Genomic DNA, 15,249 nt, shown 5'->3' on the forward strand with positions numbered 1-15,249 from the left:
TAAATGTACAGGCGGGTAAAAAGGTGTATAAAACGGGCTGGACCCTTGTCTGATTGAAGTAAATATGAATAAAAATCCGCCTAATAGTCATGAACCCCAAAATAGATTAATAATATTGGATTGATAAGGGATAATGTGGAAAAATTACATGCCCATTGTTTTTGAAAAGGGGACTTTTTGTCCACCTCTGAATAAGGGCGGGGTGAGGAACATCGATTTATACTTGCTTATATTATTCGTAACAAATATTTTATTGACTGCCTGTTTGTATGTTTATGTCGGCAAAAAAAGCAGACTCGTAGGGTTCCAGCTGGGAATGAACATATCCATCATTGCCGGGGGATTCACTGCTGTTTCAACCGGAATTGTACTTATTATGATATATCCATTTTTTTATACAAGTGTAACGATTCTGTCCGTCTTAATCGGCCTCATTGCCGGCGGTGCATTCGGCCTGCTTTTTGATTACCAGACTGCTCTTACTGGATATGTGAATGGTTTAATGATGGGGCTTATGGCTCCGATGGTCGGCGCATTGATTGATAACCAATTGATGTTCCTTACATTTCTGGAGATTTTACTGGTTTCTTCCTATTTCGCCGTTCTGTTATCAGTCAGAAGATCGTGAAGGGGACCTGCTATGACTCTGCTAATCTACGTCTGCCTCATCTTCAATGTTCTATTCAGCCTGTATGCTTATTACCGGTTCTTCAAAAAGAGAATTCTCTTAGATAACCGGTACAGCATGACCATTACCATGTCTTCCGCAATGGTCATTTCATTGTTTTTGTCGATGCAGATTTCTTTTCTTAACTCTTTTGCAATCGAAGGAATTATTGCCGGCACGGTCCTATTAGGCGTCTTCATCGGAGGAGCCTTTGGGGCATTAGTCAGGATGCATGCCATTCTATCCGGTGTTTTTTCAGGAGTAATGGGAGGAATGATGGGCTCAATGGCAGGGAGCGTCATCAAAAACCCGTCTTTATGCGGACTCCCGATGGATAATCAAAGTGCGCTGCTTTTCAACATGTCGATTTTCACAGCCTTTGGGACGTTCATTCTGTTTGTGACCCTCGGATTGATTCTTTACTCCTTGAAGGTATAGAAGGGCGGGGAACTATGAATCGAAAAGGATTAATTCTATTGCTGCTTTCAGCCGCTCTGCTTACGATTGTCATTCTGTGGCCGCAGCAAGAGGAGCTGCCTCACCTCGGAACAATTGAAAATGAAACTCTTGAAAAAGTGGACGGCGGGTCGTATTCCCTTAAAGATAAAAGCATCAAACTGGTCATGTTTTTTTACAGCAGCTGTCCAGACATTTGCCCTATGACAATGTTTGATCTTGAGGAAGTAAAAACAAAACTCGAAGAAAGAAACCTATACAATCAAAAAGTCAAACTAATCAGCATTACTCTCGATCCGGATATGGACACCACAGAAAGGCTGAGAGAGTATGCCGGAAATTTTGGCATTGATCATGAAGGGTGGATGATGCTTCGGGCGGACACCTCTGTTACCAAAAGGATTGCAAAAGATTTCAGGATGGTCTACCAGAAAAACGAAAGCGGGTTTGTGACACACAGTACAACAATGTACCTTGTAGATGCTGAGAATAATATAAGAGCTTATCATGATATGGCCGTTGGAGATAAACGGGTCAATATTAAAGAAATAGTGAAACATATTGAATTGCTTTCCGCAGAATGAACCAGGAGGCGGTGTATGAAACCAAAAATCCGAAGAGACGATTATATCAAGAAGCTGCTGCAGGAACGGGAAAGTGAACTTGTCGAGATGGATGTTATCAACCAAAGAAATCTCTCAAGAGGGGAAGGCCTGACATCACCTGCAAGTGCCGTATCAACAGAAGAAACCAGGATTCTGATGGAATATATGGAGCAGCAGAATCTATTCAACCTCACCTCAACCAATGAAAACAGGCGAAAAGTGCTGACACTGAAGAAATTTTTTAAAAAGAAGCGCAATCAGCAGGTGGAAGTCTATTCCTGTTCCGGGCAGGAAGTCCTTTACACAGAAGGAAAAGTCTCTGCCATCGGCCGCAATTTCGTCATGCTATCCAACTTGAAGGACCGTTTCTGGATTCCCTATCATGCCATTAAATCTGCCAATATTCCCTATGGTATCCCAAATTACTCCAACACACATCAACACTATATTTATGATAATGATCTAAGAAAGAAGCTCCTGCTGCAGTTCGGAGAAACGGTTTCAAAAAAAGAAGAGCTGTTTCAACAGTTTTGTGAAGACTCGATACAATCCAACCTGCAGACATGGAAGGGAGCGAGAGTGGAAGTGAAAACAGCTGAAGAGGGAGGAGATTTCACAGGAAAAATTCTGGAAGCAAAAGAAAATCAGCTCTTCCTAAAACATTCAAAAGACACGATTGCCATTGCGCTTGAAGATATAACCTATATCAGATCGCTCAGGTTTCTGCACATGGCCAAAAAATTCTTTAAAAATTCTCGAGACATATAAGGGGGAAAAACATGAAGACAAATAACCACCAGCCTGAAGATCGGCTATATCGGGATTTAATGGACTTAATGGGCAGGGAGATCTTAATCATTACACAGGCTGCCCAGCTGAACCTATTAGGGCAAACGTTCAGGCCGATATTTTGCGGGACGATTGCTGAAGTCGGGCGCGGCCATGTTACTTTAGATCCGGTTATTTTCAAGATGGTCAATGCACCTTTTTACGAATTTCCAATGCCTATCAGCATACCGCTCGAGAAGATTGTCTCATTTTCTTCAGAAATACCTTGTGACACAGTATTTCCACTAACCTAAAGGGGGATATTTATCATGCCTTCCAACGCACAGGCAAAAGAACAATTCCATTCAATTAATGACATTCATGATGAAGCGTTAATAGATGCCTTCAGGATAGCCAAAGGAAGAAGAGTCTTTATGCTGCTTCAAAGCTATCCATTCATTTTTATAGGAAAAATTGAGGAGGTTATAGATGATATGGTTGCGCTCCAGGTAGAGACCTCCCAATTCCCGGCCCTGGAAAATAAGCAATGGCATATCCATATCCACAATGTCGAAGTGTTTTATATAGAGAAAAGTACTGGTCCCCGAATTCCAAGATTGAAGGATTAGCAACTGAGAAAAGAAAGGAGACCACTTCATGAAACGTTGCTTTCACGTCGTAGCGATTCCGATCCGGATTGTCGTGAACAATTTCGGTGATTACAATCCCAATGGCATGATGTATGTGCTGAAAGAAAATGAACAAAAAATAAAGCATCTCGTCAAGAAGTATCCTTTTTCTGTCGTTGACCTTGTCCAGCCGCTTGTGATAAGAGCAAACGAGGGCGATGAAGTCGAAGTCCTGTTTGAAAACCAGCTTCCATTTCACACATCTATGCATTTTCAGGAAGCTGAATACGATGTCCTGACCTCGGATGGTGCGAATGTTGGTTTTAACCCTGATACAACTGTAGCGCCCGGTGACAAAATTTTATATACACTACAGGTTCCTACCGAGGGGATTTACCTTTTCTCAGATTTAGGCAATCCTTCCAGCAGTGAACAAGGCTCTAATTCAAATGGTCTATTTGGTGCACTGTTTGTGGAAAAGCGCTTTTCATGGTGGACCGACCCCGTTACAGGCGGCCCCTTAAACAGCGGGATGTACGCTGATATTCACCATCCGATTCTGCCTTCTTTCCGTGAGTACGCCTGGATATTCCAGGATGAAATGGAAATCAATGACCTCACAGGCAACAACCCGATCGATCCAGTAACAGGAGAGCCTACGGAATCGTTCCATGGAGTCAATTACCGGTATGAACCCCTGCACCGCAGGAAACAGCTGATAGATGAAGGTGTCGTCTGTCCTGATTGCGACGGGGAGGAAGTCCACCATGACTCCTGGGTGTTTGGTGATCCGGTAACACCTATTCTGAGGGGGTATGTCGGGGATCCTGCCAAAATCCGCCTGATCCATGCCGGGGTAAAGGAAACCCATGTGTTCCACTATCATGTCCATCAGTGGTTCAATGATCCCGATAATCTTGAGTCAGAAATATTCGATTCGCAAGCGACAAGCCCCCAATCACATTATGATATTGAGCCATTATACGGTCTTGGCAGTCTTCATGGAGCCATCGGGGATGCCATCATCCACTGCCACTTATACCCTCATTTCGGTGTTGGGATGTGGGGAATGAACAGGGTATTCGATACCTTGCAAGATGGCAGCCAATGCTATCCGAACGGGGTGAAAATAGAGGCACTTCAGCCGCTTCCTGACCGCCCCGCACCGCCACAGCCTACGAAACAACGGCCTGGATTCCCAAATTTCATTCCTGGAAAAGTGGGATACAAAGCTCCCCGTCCGCCTCTGGGCATTGTCGGGGGCAGGGGACTGACTGAGCTGGAGAGAAATGCAGCAGTACCTAATGCGAGGCCGGGTGCTGTTTTCGCTGATCCATGCATCGAAAATGCCAATGTCATAGAATACAATATTTCCCTGATTGAACTGCCCATCATCTATAACAAACAAGGATGGCATGATCCAAAGGGAAGAATCTACATTCTGGATGAAGACATAGATGATGTCTGCTCAGGGAGGAAAGAGCCGGAACCACTTATTATCCACCAGCCGGCTAATACCTGTATCAGGGTCAACTACACCAACAGGCTGCCTCACATACTGGATGGAGATGCTTTCCAACTCGTGACGCGTTCTTACGAAGCCGGGATGCATATTCATTTCGTCAAATTTGATGTGCTTGTTAACGACGGCGCGAATGTAGGCTGGAACTATGATTCCAGTATCCTTCCCGGAGAAACGATGAGGTATGAGTATTATGCTGATGTCGAGTTGAAAGCATGGTTTTTCCATGACCATTTGTTTGCCGTCATGCATCAGCAGCATGGCGTATTCGGAGCAGGGGTCGTCCATGCAAGATTCACGGAGTTTATCGATTCAACCGGCGGCGGGGAAATCGGAAGAGGCGCGCAGGTTACTGCGATACATCCATTAATACCGGACTATCGTGACTTCAGCTTGATGGTACAGGATTTTGCGCTTCTTTTTGACAATAAAGGAAATCCAATTGCACCACCGGAATTTCCCGGATCGCTCGATGATCCAGGCTTGTTCGCAGTCAATTATAAAAATGAACCGCTGCAATTCAGGCTTGGTCCGGACTGTGATCCTGCTTATTCGTTCAGCTCCTATGTCCATGGTGACCCAATCACCCCGATTTTGCGGGCTTATGAAGGGGACTCGATCAGAATCAGGCTTCTACAGGGGGCCCATGAGGAGTCACACAGCTTTAATGTCCATGGCCTCAGGTGGCAAAAAGAGAGATCAGACCTCGATTCGATGATGCGCGATCAGCAGCATATCGGAATATCTGAATCTTTTACATTTGAAACCTATATTCCCAGATCAGGAGATTATTTCTGGGCGTTTGAAACCGAGGAAGATTTATGGAACGGCTTATGGGGTCTGATCCGTGCCTATGATGAAATCGTTCCGGACCTGTTCCCGCTTGAAGACAGGCCGAGACCGCTGAAAAGATCGAGGCTGCTGCCTTACCAAACTGGAAAACCGCCACATAAAGGAGACTGTTTTGATGATGATTTGATCATCCCAGATAAGAGGCCGGTCAAACACTTTGACATCGTTGCCTTCCAGGTCCCGATTATTTATAACGATTATGGTGATACCGATCAAAACGGAATCATCTTTTCATTAAGGGAGGACATGAAAGATATCCTCTCAGGGAAGAAAAACCCCGAGCCTCTCATCATCCGGGCTAATGTAGGAGACGAAGTCCATGTAAAACTGACCAGTTACCTGGAATTTGAAAAGTTCCCAATCAAAGATGGCATTTATCCTTATCCCATGGTAAAAGAGCAGGCGTTTTACCCGCCATCCCTCCGAATCTCCCTGCATCCGCAGCTGATCCAATATGATGTCAAAACCTCCAGCGGCGAAACTGTAGGATACAATTACGACCAGACTGTTGGACCTGGAGAATCGATCTCTTACCGCTGGTATGTCGATTTCCCTGTAGGTGCATGCGGTATGTGGGATATGGCCGATATCCGCAACCATAAATCTCAAGGGGCTTTCGGTGTATTTATAGCAGAACCGAGGGGGACGAAGTACTTGGATCCCCAAACCCTCAAGCCAGTCAACACAGGGGAAAGTGTCGTGCTAAGACATCCAATCCTGCCAGACAGGCGCGAATTCGTCATCATTATGCATGATGGTGTCAGACTTCATGATAGGGACGGAAACCTGATTGTGGATCCAATAGAAGGAATCCTGTTAGGGCCGGATAATCCTTTTGATGAAGATTTGGTTGATACGTACGACCAAGGGTCCAGGGGATTCAACTATCGATCCGAAAGATTGATTAACCGATACAGAAAGCACTCAGTACTGCATGATTTATTCAGCTCGAAAGTGTTCGGAGACCCGGCTACTCCATTGTTTGAAAGTTACCTTGGCGATCCAGTGTCCATAAGGCTTGTTACTCCCTCAGAAAGAAGGAGATCCCATACCTTCCATTTACACGGCCACTTCTGGAGGAAAGATAGCTCGGATATCAACTCAGTAACCGCCTCTTTTGAAGGTTTTAACCTTGCCGGAAGCAAGCAGGATCTCGAACTTTACGGCGGGGCTGGAGGATTCGGCCGCTATCCTGGAGATTATATGTATCGGTCAGGAAATATCCAGTGGGATATCGAACAGGGAATGTGGGGGATCATGAGGGTCCATAAAGAACGCCAGCCTCATCTTCCGCCTTTGGATAAGTAAACGGAGGGAGGAGACAGGAATGGAGAACAACGGCTTTCCCAAAAAGGACGATGGACATCATGAGTTTGAATTTTGCACAGAAGGCCATTGCTGCCAGGACCGGTTAAAGCAGCCTAAAGTCCTTTCTGATAACAGCTGTTTGCCGGTGGAAAAGCTGGAGGCAGTGGAAGAAGACATTAAGAAAGCCAACAAACTTCTTCTTGATTTGGGGCTGGAAGACCCTGAACGAAATAAGGTCATTAAAGAAGCATTCACAGGAATCGAGGGCCTGAATGTTAAAGTAGAGATAGAAGCAGGGCAAGAAGATGAGGTAGACGGAAAAGTTTATTTTGCCGGCAATGATTTTGTAGCACTTTTTAAAGATGAAAACGAGATCATGATTCCGAATGAAAGGGTGTCTCTGATCCAGGTAGAGGGAAGGTTTGCAGAACCCATTTCTGAACCGCTGCTGGCTGAAATCGATCCCTGTTTCCGCCGGGAACTGACCTTCCATTTTGGAAGGACAGTATCCTCCTCACCGGAACTGATCAAAATATTTTTTGGGATGAAACTAGCCATCTATCTCCTGCTTATGCAAGATAAAGAGATTTCAGTCAAATTGGAGGGGGAAATCCTGGACGGCGTTCTCTGGAAAGTATCAGAAGACAGCTTCACATTGAGGAATGAAGAGAAGGACCGGGAAGTGAACCTGGCCCATGTGCTTTATTTAACACACAAGCGAAATAATGAGAAGGAGTAACCCAAACCTTTTGAAGACAAAATCATACTTGATTTTGTCTTTTTTTATGTTCTTTTTATACATATTTATATTTTTAGGAAATGGCTCTTTAAATTAAGAAAAAGCTCAGGAAGCATCCCAAGCTTTTGTGCCTATTTTCAGCATTTTTTTCCATGGTACACTTCAACATATTTGATCTTGTCTACAGGAATAATCCAGGAGTAACAGTGTCTTTCTTCTTCCTGATCTTCTTCTGCAGCTGCTGCAGCTTCCGGATTGTCAAGGGATTCATCTGGTTCCTCATCCTCTGGATCTTCAACTGGAACAGGTTCTTCTACTTCATACTTTTTCACTTCTACAAAATTAGAGCCCACATAACAGATCTCTGCTTCAATGCTTCTTCCATCCTCAAGTTCCATATCAACGATACAGCCGATGAGCTGCCGAAGCTTGAAGTTTAAGTTGTTTAATAGACCGCCAAGTCTCAGCCTGAAATCATCATCGCATAAATCGCGGCGGCAGTGGTTATGGTGGTGGTGGTGGCAGCCATGGTGATGGTGACTGCGGCAATGACAATCATGATGGCCATAATGGTGATAAGGGGTTTCATATCCATGATGGCAGCGGCTGTGATGTTCGCGGCAGTGGCAAGATTTTTCATTGGGATGGTTGTGATGACGGTGATGATAATCTTCATGATGGTCATGATTTTCATGACAATGACACTTTTCTGTATCCTCCCGGCCTTTTTCTTTTAGATATTTTTCACGGGAGGGAAGCCCCAATCTGTCATGGCCTTTTGCCTCCTCATGAGAATGACCTTTATGGTCAGGATAATAGCTCATTCAAAAATCCTCCTTTTATATATGGTGGGAGTATAATGGCCAGATAGACCCTTATACTTATTGAACTGCTGATAAGCACTTGTTATATAATATGAAGTTTTTCCTATCCCGAATGGGACAAAGGCCTTTAAAATTGGCAATCTTTTGAAAAAAAGAGGTCCATATCATGAGTTAGTAAACAGATAGGAGGATTTTCAGGATAAAGGGCTTCAGATAGTAAGGGGAATTCATGAAGAGTTCTTTAATCCAATAACTTTTTCTTATCCATATCAATAAATTAAATAAAATTTACTTATCAATCTTTTCATTATATAGTTATTAATGGAAAAAGGAAGGAGAGGTGGGGGTATGTTTAAAAAGTATAGGGATCAATTTCATCCGATCGTCTGGGTCCTTCTAACAGGTGCAGTACTGTCGAGAGGCGCGATGTTCATGACAATGCCATTTCTGGCAATCTATCTTTCCAGAAACATGGATATGCATCCATTGTTCATCGGTCTCACCGTAGGCATAAGTCCGCTGGTGGCAACAATCGGCGGATTCATTGGGGGACATCTGTCAGACAGATATGGGCGGAAACCTGTCCTGCTTTTCTCTTTATTTACAATCGCATTGATATTTTTTGGGTTCAGCATCGCCAGTAATCCGGTTTGGTTCATCCTATTGAATGCTTTGAACGGTCTTTCCAATTCATTTTTCGAACCAACCTCACAAGCATTGATGGCAGATCTCACTGAGAAAAAACAAAGATTGAAAGCCTATTCCCTGCGTTATACCGCCATCAATATCGGAGCCGCAGCCGGTCCGCTGCTTGGTGCCTACCTGGCTGATGTCTCAGCACAATCAACTTTCATTATTACAGGTTCGATCTATTTTTTATACGCGATTTCACTTACACTGCTTATGAAAAGATTCAAGCTTACAAATGAAAGCAGTGGAACATCCAAGGTGACATTTGTGGCTGCATTAAACATTGTGAAGCGCGACTCGGCTCTAAGGTACTTAATTCTGGGTATCATTCTAATCAACATCGGCTATTCCCAGTTGCAGTCCACACTGCCTATGTATATTGAATCGTCATTTGAAAACGGTGTATATGTCTATTCCATTCTGCTGTCCATTAATGCGATGATGGTCGTGTTTTTGCAAATGCCGGTCAGCTCTGTTGCAGAAAAGTTCAGGCCTATGCAAACAATGGTCTTTGGAGCGTTCATCATGGTCATTGGACTGGCAGGTTTCGGTATTGCGAATGGATGGATCCTGTCCATTATTTCGGTTGCTTTGCTCACTCTGGGCGAAATATTGATATTCCCGGCAAATTCTGTGTTGATTGACAGGCTTGCTCCTGACCACTTGAGGGGCATCTACTTTGGGGCCGGCCAGTTCAGGAAAGTCGGAAATTTTGCAGGACCTGTCCTGGGCGGCTTTCTTCTCAATGAGATAGGCGGAGCCGGCATGCTGTGGACCGTATCGCTGGTAGCGCTTTTCAGTATTGTTTTCTTTACGATGGGGAACAGGTCGTTTGTAAAAGTGGAACCACGGGAAATAGAGAGCGTTTGAACTGCATAAAGATGAAGGGAAGCTGTTGATAGCAAGTCGCTCAGTTTTGGAGTACAAAACTAGAAAAAGCAGTCCAAAACGGACTGCTTTTTACTATGAATTCGTAATAAAATTCACATTTTAAATTTCATTGATTAAGTAAGTCACCAAAGGAAGGGGACTTAAAATAAGGGAAAATTCTTCCGTTAAATTGCAGAATTCAGCTGGGGAGAGGTAAATAACGGAAATATTTTCCTTTAAGCATGCTCAGTAACACAATTTTCATGTTTTTTAAGTAAATAGCGGAATATCTTACTCTTATTTGACCTGTTTTTCCCGACATTTCTTCCATAAGGGAAATTTCTTCCCTTATGGTATAAGCTCATTTTACTGGTACTTTTTTGGTCCTCGCTTTTATGGTGGAGGGAGCCATGCGAAAGCCCTCCAATCTGTACGTCGTTGAACGGCCCCTTACACTTTTTAGTTTACCGCCCGCCCCGCGGAGTCGTGCATCATCTAAATAGATAAAGTTGAAATAATAATGATGAAATAGTGTTTGGAATATAGTAAAATGAGAGGTATTTCTTTCAGCTGGGAGTAATATTACATGAATTTTAATATTAATAGAATTTTGGAGAAGCTCATGCCTTTCATAACACCTTCTGCAGTCCTAATTGGTGTCATGCTGGCTGAGCAGCTTCAAGACCTGACGTTTTTAGTACCATGGATTTTCGCGATAATGACTTTTGCCGGGAGCTTAAGCAGCAACTTTTCGTCACTGAAAAATACCTTAACAAAGCCTTTGCCACTACTAATGGCCATGTTTATTCTCCACCTCCTCATGCCGGTATGGGCGTTTGGAATCGGTTCGCTCGTTTTTCCGGATGATGGATTGACCGTAACGGGACTTGTGCTTGGGATGGTCATTCCTACCGGCATCACCAGCTTTGTTTGGGTATCGATTTATAAAGGGAACATCGAACTGGCGTTATCCATCATACTGTTGGATACGATATTGTCTCCCTTTATTGTTCCATACAGCCTGACTTTTTTGGCAGGGGAGAGAGTGGAGATGGATACCGGCAGTATCATGTCTGGCCTGCTTTTGATGGTGGTGGTTCCTTCGATCTTTGGAATGCTGCTTAACCATTTAACTAGGGGAAGGATCAAAAATACACTGGGTGCTAAATTGCAGCCTTTCACCAAAATCGGAATTGGAATAGTGGTCAGTATTAACAGTGCAGCTGTTGCCCCTTTCCTGAGCAAAGTGGATTGGAAGCTGATCAGTATTGCGTTTACAGTCCTATTCATTGCTTTTGGGGGATATGTATTTGCCTGGTTGATTGCCAAACTTACAAAGAGGAGCAGGGATACGAAAGTCAGCTTACTTTTCACAGGGGGGATGAGGAATATCAGCGCGGGGGCCGTCATTGCTGTGCAATATTTTCCGGCAGCTGTAGCCGTACCGGTTGTCATTGCCATGCTGTTTCAGCAGGTCCTCGCATCCCTGTTCGGATTCATCTTTTCCAAAACAGAAAAAAAGGATGCGCACAGCCATGCAGCCTGAGCCATCCCTTTACCACATTAACGCGCTAAGAGGGACTGTCCCTCTTAGCGCGTTAATGTAGTAAAGAAAGGGAAACCCTGCAAATTATTGTTGGGTGGTCCCTTGAATGTTCTAAGAGTTCAACGGCCATTTAACAAAGATCATCATTTATGTGGTTAAATAATCATGACAAGTACACTTTTATCTAAATTGAAATCCCATGATACGAAAGTGTTTTCTATTTTTGCATTCAAAAAGATTTCCAGCCTGTCTTTATGTTCGAGAAGAATTCTTTTTTCCAGATTCCTTTTCGCAATTGTAAGGGATTCTGGAAACCCCAGATGAATCAATTCCTTTTCAATCGCAACCAGGATTTGATTCCTTATGAGGATGATCGTTCTTGGGTTAAGCAGGCAAGAAGTAATTTCTCCAGGCACCTTTTCAGCTTTTTGGCTTACTTTGATGATTTCCTGATGAACTGCATCTTGGTTTTCATAGGAGCACTTCTCAGTGTCACATTGTTCATGAGAAAGGATCCCGATGAAAATTCCTGAACAGCTATCCAGGTTTCAGTCATAGTAGAACTCATTGATTGCCAGACCTGTATTCATATGTACATAAGCTTTAATATCGTCAATCAGCTTCTCCATCAGCATGTCGCGGATTTTTTGGACATATTTGCTTTGCTCGTTATCGATCAATTTACTCTCCATAGTTGTCATGAAGTCTTTGATGTAAACGTAAAAACGGGACGGGGATTGTCGCAAAGACTGAACCTGGTCCTTTTCCGAAATGTTCCCTTAATAATCTTCCTGTGTAGCTCGCCAATTCTATTTCTTTTTTACTTAAATCCATATTAGACACCCTTTGCAGATCCGGCTACATATCCAAGATCATTTGTACAATTCTTCAGAGTAAATTCCTGTCAGCTGTATGACAGGAATTTGCCTGTTTTTTGAAAAAATTTAATTCAACTATAATTAACTTATTTAAGTTTATTTTTAATATCCTGTTGTGTAATTTCACTTCGGATTGTTGCATCCTTCGCAAACTCTTCATTAAAAACTTTATTTCGCGGATACTTATTTTTACGTTCACGGTTATCATTTTTGTTTGTCAATATCTTCAGCCTCCTTTCTTTGTTATCCTTATCTTATTGAAGGCTATTTATGTACGGAGAAGGACTCAGTGAATCATTGTCCCTCCATATGGTTATGAGGTAAAATAGCTATCAGAAGTGAGGGATAACTAATGAATATATTTTTAACAGGGGCTACTGGCTTTGTGGGGAAACAGCTTTCAAAACAACTTTTGGCGGATGACCATCAGCTGTATATACTTTGCCGCAATACTCAAAAGGCAGAAATCTTCCTGGAAGAGATGCCCTTTTCATCGAGAGGGCGGGTAACTTGCATAATCGGGGATTTAAACAAAGACTCACTCGGTATTTCCGAGGATAAGATAAAAGAGTTGAACGGAAAAATTGATGCCTTTTACCATATGGCCGCATACCTGTCTTTTGATCCGGCCCAAAAAGTAGAGACTTTCAGTGTGAACCTTGAGGGTACCAGGCATGCATTGCAGTTTGCTGAGAGAACCGGGTGCGGCAAGTTCCTGTATGTGAGTACTGCCTACACGGTGGGGATGGAAACAGAAGGAAGAGAAGAACTGTACAACCTTGACAGGAATTTCGTGAATCATTATGAAGAGTCGAAGTCACATGCCGAACATCTTGTCTTCTCCCATAAAAACAAAAGTGAGATGGAGATCATGATTTTGAGACCTGCCATCATCATTGGAGATTCACGTACCGGGGAAGCCGAGACAACCTTTGGATTATATGGATTGCTTAAAGCAGCGTCGCTGTTAAAGAGAAAGGTGTCTAAACGGAAAGAGTGGCAGGACCACATCTATCGTTTTCTCGGTCAAAAGGAATTAAAAATGAACCTTGTTCCGGTGGACTATGTAACAAAAGTCTTAAAAATGGCATTAAAGCATGGGGAAGACGGGAAGATTTATAATATTACCGATCCATCACCACTTAACCAAGAAGAGATCTTTAGTGCGGTAAAAGAAGTCCTTGACTTCCCGAACCTGGATTTGGTTCCTTATTCTGAAGCAGATTCCCTGACAGACCTTGAGAAAGCATTCAATCAGTCACTAACCATCTTTACAAACTACTTTACAAGAGAAATTCAATTTCCTTGTGATCATACTTTATCTTTATTGCACAAGGCAGGGGAAGAGCCTCTCAGTATGAATTACACAAAACTGAAGTTTATCATTGAAGGGTTCAACAAATAACCGCTTCATCGCTTTAAAGCACTAAGAGGGACTGTCCCTCTTAGTGCTTTAAAGTGGTAAAGTGTGAATGAAGGAGGAATGGTTATGCAGCCGCTGCCTGATCATTTACAAGATCATCTTGATATCGTGTTCATCGGCTTTAATCCAAGCCTGAAATCAGGGGAGGTGGGGTTCAATTATGCGAATAAGAGCAACCGTTTCTGGAAAATCCTTCACCAATCAGGGCTGACACCGAGGCAGTATGCACCAGAAGAGGACTCACAATTATTGAAGCTCGGATACGGGCTCACCAATATCGTCGAGCGGCCGACGAAGGAAGCAGCCGATATCACAAAGGAAGAATACAGTGAAGGGAGAGCCATCCTGAAGAGCAAGCTGGAGAAGCACCAGCCGAAGATTGCCTGTTATGTCGGGAAAGGCGTCTATCAGCAGTTCTCCAAAAAGAGGAAAATCCCATGGGGTATCCAAGAGGAGTCTGTCGTGGAGGGTGTAACCGATTTTGTCGCTCCTTCCTCAAGCGGACTGGTCAGGATGAAAATTGATGAAATCGTTGCTATCTATAAAGAGCTGACTGAGTTAAAGCAAAAATAGCCCCTTGGACCAAAGAGCTCTCTGGTTAGGGGCTATCTCTTTTTCAAAAAGAAACAAGTAATATCCATTTTTTCTTCAAATAGACCTTCGGGATTCAAAACAATTAGTTCTTCTGCAAGCTCCTCTTGAAATTCATTCACCCTATCGCCAAACAAATCTGCCTTGCTGAAAGAAGTAGAAAATAGATAGCCAATAATATCTTCGATTGTACGGGTTATCTTCGATGAAACTTCATACTCTTCAGCAAGGAAAAAAGCCGATTCGGCAATATATTCTTCATGCCGCTTCTCATTTAAGTAGGTACCGTTTCCGGCTCTTCGGTCTACACCAAGATATCGCTGGATCACTTCCACGGTTTTATTTTGCCATTCCGAGTCTCCGCTCCAAACACTTCCTCCGGCCAGGATCGCCATCCCTCCGCCGTCTTTCAGCTTTTGATAACTCTTTCTCAACACATCTGCCCTGTCCATCCAATGAAAAGAATTTCCTGCGGTTATCAAGTCAAAATCACCTGGAAGATTGTCCAGTTCTTCTGCAGCTGCCAGCCTCCATGCAATATTGCTCACTAAGGCCTCTTCAGCACGAGAAGCTGCAGCACTCAACATGCCGCTGTTGATATCCAAACCCATCACATTCTTAAAATTGGGCGCCAAGGGAACCGCAATCTCACCGGTTCCGCATCCTATATCCAATAACATGCCGGTACTATCCGGCTCATAAACATCTATGATTTTATCAAATAACTCTTTAGGATAAGGATGGCGGTATTTCGCATAAAATAAAGCTGTTCCGGTAAATAATTGTTCGTGTTTCATCATCAGCCTCCAGATTCATTTATCTTTTCAAAGATATCGCTTTCAAAGTATAGTAGAAACAGCAGGGTTTTACAATTACAGGAT

18 protein-coding genes are annotated in these 15,249 nt (G+C 43.3%); 12 read left to right on the top strand and 6 right to left on the bottom strand.

Annotated features, from left to right (window positions below; translation table 11 throughout):
• The first annotated feature begins 148 nt into the window (after positions 1-148).
• Genes M1E09_RS11695 through M1E09_RS11730 form a run of 8 tightly spaced genes read left to right on the top strand, consistent with a single transcriptional unit; the run spans position 149 to position 7,546 of the window.
• Positions 149-628, top strand: a complete 480-nt coding sequence (locus M1E09_RS11695; RefSeq protein ID WP_456271054.1) for a hypothetical protein — start codon at positions 149-151, stop codon at positions 626-628.
• 12 nt (positions 629-640) lie between these two features.
• Entirely contained in the window at positions 641-1,105 is a 465-nt protein-coding gene (locus M1E09_RS11700; RefSeq protein WP_456271055.1) for a hypothetical protein, read from the top strand.
• 14 nt (positions 1,106-1,119) lie between these two features.
• Positions 1,120-1,707, top strand: coding sequence for an SCO family protein (locus M1E09_RS11705; RefSeq protein ID WP_456271056.1), 588 nt, complete (start codon positions 1,120-1,122; stop codon positions 1,705-1,707).
• 15 nt (positions 1,708-1,722) lie between these two features.
• Positions 1,723-2,496, top strand: a complete 774-nt coding sequence (locus M1E09_RS11710; RefSeq protein WP_456271057.1) for a hypothetical protein — start codon at positions 1,723-1,725, stop codon at positions 2,494-2,496.
• A gap of 11 nt (positions 2,497-2,507) precedes the next feature.
• The gene (locus tag M1E09_RS11715; RefSeq protein WP_456271058.1) at positions 2,508-2,810 is read left to right on the top strand and encodes a hypothetical protein; all 303 of its coding nucleotides are present in this window, start codon (positions 2,508-2,510) and stop codon (positions 2,808-2,810) included.
• Positions 2,811-2,825: 15 nt separating this feature from the next.
• Positions 2,826-3,125 (top strand): hypothetical protein, encoded by a 300-nt coding sequence (locus tag M1E09_RS11720; RefSeq protein ID WP_456271059.1) that lies wholly within the window; start codon positions 2,826-2,828, stop codon positions 3,123-3,125.
• A 28-nt stretch (positions 3,126-3,153) separates the two neighbouring features.
• Positions 3,154-6,807, top strand: coding sequence for a multicopper oxidase domain-containing protein (locus M1E09_RS11725; RefSeq protein WP_456271060.1), 3,654 nt, complete (start codon positions 3,154-3,156; stop codon positions 6,805-6,807).
• Between the two features lie 19 nt (positions 6,808-6,826).
• Entirely contained in the window at positions 6,827-7,546 is a 720-nt protein-coding gene (locus tag M1E09_RS11730) for a hypothetical protein (RefSeq protein ID WP_456271061.1), read from the top strand.
• 137 nt (positions 7,547-7,683) lie between these two features.
• On the opposite strand, the gene M1E09_RS11735 is transcribed toward M1E09_RS11730, so the two are convergent.
• On the bottom strand, positions 7,684-8,370 hold the full coding sequence (locus M1E09_RS11735; RefSeq protein WP_456271062.1) for a hypothetical protein: 687 nt from the start codon (positions 8,368-8,370) through the stop codon (positions 7,684-7,686).
• Between the two features lie 348 nt (positions 8,371-8,718).
• Here M1E09_RS11735 and M1E09_RS11740 point away from each other — a divergent pair, with 348 nt between their 5' ends.
• Both M1E09_RS11740 and M1E09_RS11745 read left to right on the top strand, forming a co-directional pair.
• On the top strand, positions 8,719-9,930 hold the full coding sequence (locus tag M1E09_RS11740) for an MDR family MFS transporter (protein WP_456271063.1): 1,212 nt from the start codon (positions 8,719-8,721) through the stop codon (positions 9,928-9,930).
• 586 nt (positions 9,931-10,516) lie between these two features.
• A complete protein-coding gene (locus M1E09_RS11745; protein ID WP_456271064.1) occupies positions 10,517-11,476 on the top strand; it encodes a bile acid:sodium symporter family protein in 960 nt (319 codons plus the stop codon).
• A gap of 155 nt (positions 11,477-11,631) precedes the next feature.
• Here M1E09_RS11745 and M1E09_RS11750 read toward each other — a convergent pair whose 3' ends face one another.
• The 4 genes from M1E09_RS11750 to M1E09_RS11765 form a co-directional block, all read right to left on the bottom strand.
• The gene (locus M1E09_RS11750) at positions 11,632-11,892 is read right to left on the bottom strand and encodes a hypothetical protein (RefSeq protein WP_456271065.1); all 261 of its coding nucleotides are present in this window, start codon (positions 11,890-11,892) and stop codon (positions 11,632-11,634) included.
• Between the two features lie 132 nt (positions 11,893-12,024).
• Complete coding sequence (locus tag M1E09_RS11755; RefSeq protein WP_456271066.1) at positions 12,025-12,156, bottom strand: hypothetical protein; 132 nt, start codon at positions 12,154-12,156, stop codon at positions 12,025-12,027.
• 1 nt (position 12,157) lies between these two features.
• Positions 12,158-12,310, bottom strand: a complete 153-nt coding sequence (locus M1E09_RS11760) for a hypothetical protein (protein WP_456271067.1) — start codon at positions 12,308-12,310, stop codon at positions 12,158-12,160.
• Between the two features lie 130 nt (positions 12,311-12,440).
• On the bottom strand, positions 12,441-12,575 hold the full coding sequence (locus M1E09_RS11765; protein ID WP_421385108.1) for a hypothetical protein: 135 nt from the start codon (positions 12,573-12,575) through the stop codon (positions 12,441-12,443).
• Between the two features lie 131 nt (positions 12,576-12,706).
• Here M1E09_RS11765 and M1E09_RS11770 point away from each other — a divergent pair, with 131 nt between their 5' ends.
• Together M1E09_RS11770 and M1E09_RS11775 are read left to right on the top strand one after the other, a co-directional pair.
• A complete protein-coding gene (locus M1E09_RS11770) occupies positions 12,707-13,759 on the top strand; it encodes an SDR family oxidoreductase (RefSeq protein ID WP_456271068.1) in 1,053 nt (350 codons plus the stop codon).
• 84 nt (positions 13,760-13,843) lie between these two features.
• Positions 13,844-14,350, top strand: a complete 507-nt coding sequence (locus M1E09_RS11775) for a mismatch-specific DNA-glycosylase (RefSeq protein ID WP_456271069.1) — start codon at positions 13,844-13,846, stop codon at positions 14,348-14,350.
• Positions 14,351-14,382: 32 nt separating this feature from the next.
• Here the strand turns inward: M1E09_RS11775 and M1E09_RS11780 are convergent, their stop codons facing one another.
• Entirely contained in the window at positions 14,383-15,168 is a 786-nt protein-coding gene (locus M1E09_RS11780; protein ID WP_456271070.1) for a class I SAM-dependent methyltransferase, read from the bottom strand.
• Positions 15,169-15,249 lie beyond the last annotated feature (81 nt).

This window comes from Bacillus sp. AK031 (assembly GCF_053903065.1).

Coding starts and splice junctions, on each gene's coding strand:
- M1E09_RS11745 (WP_456271064.1), top strand. CDS start 10,517: ATGAATTTTAATATTAATAGAATTTTGGAGAAGCTCATGCCTTTCATA.
- M1E09_RS11725 (WP_456271060.1), top strand. CDS start 3,154: ATGAAACGTTGCTTTCACGTCGTAGCGATTCCGATCCGGATTGTCGTG.
- M1E09_RS11710 (WP_456271057.1), top strand. CDS start 1,723: ATGAAACCAAAAATCCGAAGAGACGATTATATCAAGAAGCTGCTGCAG.
- M1E09_RS11775 (WP_456271069.1), top strand. CDS start 13,844: ATGCAGCCGCTGCCTGATCATTTACAAGATCATCTTGATATCGTGTTC.
- M1E09_RS11760 (WP_456271067.1), bottom strand. CDS start 12,310: ATGGATTTAAGTAAAAAAGAAATAGAATTGGCGAGCTACACAGGAAGA.
- M1E09_RS11705 (WP_456271056.1), top strand. CDS start 1,120: ATGAATCGAAAAGGATTAATTCTATTGCTGCTTTCAGCCGCTCTGCTT.
- M1E09_RS11695 (WP_456271054.1), top strand. CDS start 149: ATGCCCATTGTTTTTGAAAAGGGGACTTTTTGTCCACCTCTGAATAAG.
- M1E09_RS11730 (WP_456271061.1), top strand. CDS start 6,827: ATGGAGAACAACGGCTTTCCCAAAAAGGACGATGGACATCATGAGTTT.
- M1E09_RS11720 (WP_456271059.1), top strand. CDS start 2,826: ATGCCTTCCAACGCACAGGCAAAAGAACAATTCCATTCAATTAATGAC.
- M1E09_RS11770 (WP_456271068.1), top strand. CDS start 12,707: ATGAATATATTTTTAACAGGGGCTACTGGCTTTGTGGGGAAACAGCTT.
- M1E09_RS11715 (WP_456271058.1), top strand. CDS start 2,508: ATGAAGACAAATAACCACCAGCCTGAAGATCGGCTATATCGGGATTTA.
- M1E09_RS11780 (WP_456271070.1), bottom strand. CDS start 15,168: ATGATGAAACACGAACAATTATTTACCGGAACAGCTTTATTTTATGCG.
- M1E09_RS11740 (WP_456271063.1), top strand. CDS start 8,719: ATGTTTAAAAAGTATAGGGATCAATTTCATCCGATCGTCTGGGTCCTT.
- M1E09_RS11700 (WP_456271055.1), top strand. CDS start 641: ATGACTCTGCTAATCTACGTCTGCCTCATCTTCAATGTTCTATTCAGC.
- M1E09_RS11735 (WP_456271062.1), bottom strand. CDS start 8,370: ATGAGCTATTATCCTGACCATAAAGGTCATTCTCATGAGGAGGCAAAA.